A 4,716-nucleotide genomic window follows, 5' to 3' on the forward strand; every position below is an offset into this window, starting at 1 on the left:
AGGCAAAAATCGATTGTATTTCCTTGCGAATCAACAGCACGATACAGATACATCCATTGACCTTTTACTTTAATATATGTTTCATCGACTCTCCACGAGTCATTTGTTGATGTAAGGTGATGTCGTATTTTCTCTTCTAATTGGGGTCCATATTGATGAACCCAGCGCATAATCGTTGTGTGAACAATGGATAACCCTCTTTCCTCCATCATTTCCACTAGGTTACGGAAGCTCAAATTGTACCGTAGGTACCATCTTACTGTTAATAAAATTAGTTCAGGTTGATAATGCTTCCATTTGAATAAATTTTCCTTTTCCATACCGATCACACACCTTTTTTAGAGTAATACTATTAGTATGTCCAAGTTTAGGAGATTACTTGCAAGATCCTTAGAGTTTTTGTACCAGAACCAAAAATACAATTATTTCAGAAATTATGTGTGAGTCTCTACCTCCAAAAGAACTTTTAATTCGTTTCTTTGAATTATCTTTTAAAACTATAGAACAAAATCCATTTTTACAAAGCCTTTATCAAAGAGGTGAATATGATCGAATTGTGAAAAGACTTCCTAAGGAACTTCTAGATAAACATGCAAAGGAAGATTTAAATAGTTCTTTGGAGTTTGTTGAATTTTTACAGAAAAAAGGTGTTACAGAAGATGATGCCGAAGTACTTATTGGCCTTTTTCGGACAACCATACTTATTCCTTTACATCGACATGAGATTGGAGAACCTACCTTTTCGAAGATGATGAAAAAGATGATCGAATGTTTATCAGAAGGTCTAACAAAACATAAAGGGTAAATTTTATTTATTATAAAGGGGTCCCACCACATGCCCATCAAGCTAAGATTTTACAGTACCCCCAAAACACAAATTTCATCTCACTTTTTTGTTCTATAAATTATTAATTTCTTTTAACACATGAAGATTTCTTTCAAACTCAAATAAAAAATAGAGTCTCAAGATTTTTTTCTCGAGACTCTATTTTTTATTTTAAAAAGGAAATCATGATTTTCTCTAATTCAGCTTTATTTAAAACATCGTCAATAATTACAACTTGATAGGCATTGTCCTTTCCTTTTGCAGGAACAATCATCTTCATGCCCTTTACATTGCTTCCCGTCATTTTAGCAAACGTGAATTTTGCTCCTTCTCGTTCATAATTTTCGATCTTATCGTTATCATTAATCCAAAAGTAAAATGGATCCCTTCCTTTTTCTAAAACGGCGGATTGATAAATTGTATAGCCAAACTCCCCGGCTCTATATTCTGAGTTAATGATAGGATTCAGCTTTTTTGTTGTAATTACTGGTTCAACTTTTCCCCTCTTTAGTTCATAACCTTTCGCTACATAAGTTGGTTTCTTGTATGGAAAATCAAATGAACGAGATGTGAAATGTGAATAAATTTTTCCCCATAATGGTTCAATAGCTTTGCCATTCTCCTCTAATTTTTTTTGATCTTCTGGTTCTAAATTTTCAAATGTCCCTACTGATTTTATCTTCTTGTCTATGATATACTCCTCTCTTTGCAATTTGATTAATTGGTCAAATTCTTCTTTTGTTAACAGATTCCGTACCACTTCCATTTCTTGAAGTATATATTCATATCGACCCTCTGAAATATGAAATTCTGCAAATGCTTGTTCTTTTGTACCAATCATCTTTTCTACAATTTGCTGAATAGGAACTTTAGTTTGTGCTTTTGCTTCTTTGATATTATTTTTCACTTCAGTTTGTTCTTTCTGCGGGTTAGTTGGTATATCTGCATGTGCATTTAATAAAGATACAGATGATACAGCAATAATAGCAACAACTCCAAATGCAGACCAACGATAAGATTTCTTTTGAAATTTTTTAATCATAAGAATTCTCCTTTTTAATGTTCTTTTATTTCTACTTAAGTTCGCTAAGCTTGGTACTTGATAATAACTTGAGTAGTGTTCTAAAAGGGTAATAATGGTATGACCATATGCAAGTTTTTCCTCTGAATCTATAAATGTAAGAGCAAATGCATCGCATGCCAGTTCCTGATCTTCCCGCATGCATGAGTAGGCATACCAAAGAATCGGGTTAAGCCAATTTAGGATGAGTAAGCCATGCATAAGCCAATTCACACCGACATCTTTTCTTTTGATGTGAGCCAATTCATGATAAAAAATATATCGTAGTTGTTGATCATCTAATACTTTCATATGTGCACTTGACAATAACACCCTTGGTCGAAAAAATCCGAAAACAGTTGGACTTGCAATTTTTCCAGCTAAGAGGAGTGGGATATCCTGCTGAACGGACATAGATTTATTACAGCTCTTAAATATTTTGACAATCCTTTCATCTGTAATAACAGGTTGTTTTTTTATGTAGAGAAGTAAACGCCTATTCATAATGATGGTGGCAAAACCTAGAATGATAACCCCAGCAAGCCAAATATATAGAGCGATTGTATAAAATGAAAACGTATCATCCTGTGGCTTTTTATTACTGTGCGTTTGTTTCTTACTTTCGGCTGGTTGTGTTAAATCAGATGCATAGTTATCTTCTTTTGTGACTATCTTTGTATCGCCTATATCTGTCCGCTCTTTTGAAGAAGAAACAGCTACAGGCTCTTGGTAAAAGGTATCAGAAGTTCCATTACTGTACGAAAGAATAGAGTAGATACTGTAGGAACTATCTGGTGACCATGGTAATAGAAGTCTTACAATTAATATCATCCATAACATGTACTGCCATCGCGGGGTTAACTTGTTTCTAAGCAAGATTTTGACACATAAGATTAAACCAACTAATATACTTGCCATAATGGATGTTTCTATCACCCAATCAAAAAATCGAGGTAGATAGACGTTTACAAGCATATCTATCATCATTATCTATCCTTCCTCTGATTTTCCTCAGTCTTCTCATCCAGAATACGTTTGAGTTCGTTAATATCTTCTGAAGAAAGTTTTTCTTCTTTTAAAAAATTCACAAGTAAAGGTTTAAATGCTGCACCATAGAAACGTTTGAGGAGCGATTTTGTTTCTACTTGTAGATAACTATCTTGCGACACTAAAGGATAATATGCATACATACGCCCTTTATCTTGATGGTAAGAAACAGCCTCTTTTTGGACTAATCGATTAATAAGCGTTCGAATCGTTTTCGGTTTCCAATCCATCATTACCTCTAGTGCTTCAATCACTTCATTTGCTGTTTGAGGCGATTTTGACCAAAGAACTTTCATGATTTCCAATTCAGCTTCCGATATTTTAGGTAATTCTTTCATTTTATAAAATTCCACCCCTTGTATTACATTTGTAATCTGTAAATTAATATTACAAATGTAATCCTTAATTGTCAACCATATTTTAGGTTTGTAAATACATTCTCATGAAACTTTAGAAATTAATCCCAAAAAACAATGAAAATACGCTATTCTTTTTGTAGAAATATACAGGAAGGACGGCGTTTTTGTATGAATCTATCGATTCAAGATGAGTTTCATTTGTTCGCTGAAGAACTACAGCGATATCTATCTCCACATATTCTTCAACAGCTTGCACAAGAGACAGGTTTTGTAAAACGTAAAAGCAAGTATGGCGCACAAGATTTGGCTGCTTTATGTATCTGGATTAGTCAACAGGTAGCAAGCGATTCCCTCACTCGATTATGTAGTCAACTTTATGCAAATACAGCTACACTCATGAGTACAGAAGGACTTAATCAACGTTTTAACCGATACGCTGTTTTATTTCTACAGCGTGTATTTTCCCTTTTAATCAAAAGCAAACTAAACGATTCGTCTCGAATCTCAAACCAATACACCTCTTATTTTCAACGTATACGTATTTTAGATGCTACTATTTTTCAAGTACCCAATCATTTAGCTCCTATTTATCCTGGTTCAGGAGGATGTGCACAAACAGCCGGTATTAAGATTCAACTAGAGTATGATTTACATAGTGGGAAATTCCTCAATTTTCAAATGGAACCAGGTAAAAATAATGATAAAACCTTTGGAACAGAGTGTTTGGATACCTTACGACCAGGAGATTTATGTATTCGAGATTTAGGATACTTTTCTCTAAAAGATTTAGACCAGATGGATCAACGAGGGGTATTCTATGTTTCACGGTTGAAATTAAATAATAGAGTATATGTAAAAAATGAATTTCCAGAATTCTTTCGGGATGGGACAGTAAAAAAGCAATCTTTATATGTTTTACTTAACCTTGAAGATATCATGCATCAGATAAAACCAGGGGATACTTATGAAATTCGGAATGCCTATATTGGACAACAAAAATTGCCCTCACGAGTTGTAATATACAGACTTACATCAACTCAAATTCATAAGCGTAGGAAACAGCAATCTTATGTTGAAAAGAAAAAAGGAGTTACATACTCTGAAAAAAGTAAACGTTTAACAGAAATCAATATTTATATTACCAACATACCATGGGAAATTGTTCCGATGGAACAGGTTCATTATATCTACTCATTACGTTGGCAAATAGAGATTGTATTTAAAACATGGAAATCTCTTTTTGGTATCAATCATTGTCAAAATATTAAACGAGAGCGTCTAGAATGCCATCTTTATGGGCAGTTAATCGCTATTTTTCTTTGTTCTTCTACTATGTTCAAAATGCGACAGCTGTTACTACAGAAAAAACAAAAAGAATTAAGTGAATATAAAGCAATTTATATGATTCAAGATCATCTGTACTT

General features: G+C 33.5%; 5 protein-coding genes. 2 read left to right on the forward strand and 3 right to left on the reverse strand.

Translation table 11 applies throughout. The features are described from left to right. The coding region (locus C564_RS0131040; protein ID WP_018768169.1) for an IS6 family transposase at positions 1 to 320 on the reverse strand (320 nt) is incomplete at its 3' end. Positions 321 to 556: 236 nt separating this feature from the next. On the opposite strand from C564_RS0131040, the gene C564_RS37965 reads away from it, so the two are divergent. Continuing rightward, a complete protein-coding gene (locus C564_RS37965) occupies positions 557 to 805 on the forward strand; it encodes a hypothetical protein (protein WP_231382379.1) in 249 nt (82 codons plus the stop codon). Between the two features lie 187 nt (positions 806 to 992). Here the strand turns inward: C564_RS37965 and C564_RS0131050 are convergent, their stop codons facing one another. Together C564_RS0131050 and C564_RS0131055 are read right to left on the reverse strand one after the other, a co-directional pair. Then, positions 993 to 2,870, reverse strand: a complete 1,878-nt coding sequence (locus C564_RS0131050; RefSeq protein ID WP_026008770.1) for a beta-lactam sensor/signal transducer — start codon at positions 2,868 to 2,870, stop codon at positions 993 to 995. A gap of 2 nt (positions 2,871 to 2,872) precedes the next feature. Further along, on the reverse strand, positions 2,873 to 3,271 hold the full coding sequence (locus C564_RS0131055; protein WP_018768172.1) for a BlaI/MecI/CopY family transcriptional regulator: 399 nt from the start codon (positions 3,269 to 3,271) through the stop codon (positions 2,873 to 2,875). Between the two features lie 189 nt (positions 3,272 to 3,460). Here C564_RS0131055 and C564_RS0131060 point away from each other — a divergent pair. Next, positions 3,461 to 4,716 (forward strand): IS4 family transposase (locus C564_RS0131060; RefSeq protein WP_018768173.1); only part of this gene is annotated, 1,256 nt, incomplete at its 3' end.

It is taken from the genome of Bacillus sp. 105MF, from assembly GCF_000374885.1.
GTDB classification, from domain to species: Bacteria; Bacillota; Bacilli; order Bacillales; family Bacillaceae_G; genus Bacillus_A; species Bacillus_A pseudomycoides.

Bases quoted from the DNA above. Each gene is read 5' to 3' on its own strand.
- C564_RS0131050 (WP_026008770.1), bottom strand. From the start codon at position 2,870: ATGATAGATATGCTTGTAAACGTCTATCTACCTCGATTTTTTGATTGG.
- C564_RS0131055 (WP_018768172.1), bottom strand. From the start codon at position 3,271: ATGAAAGAATTACCTAAAATATCGGAAGCTGAATTGGAAATCATGAAA.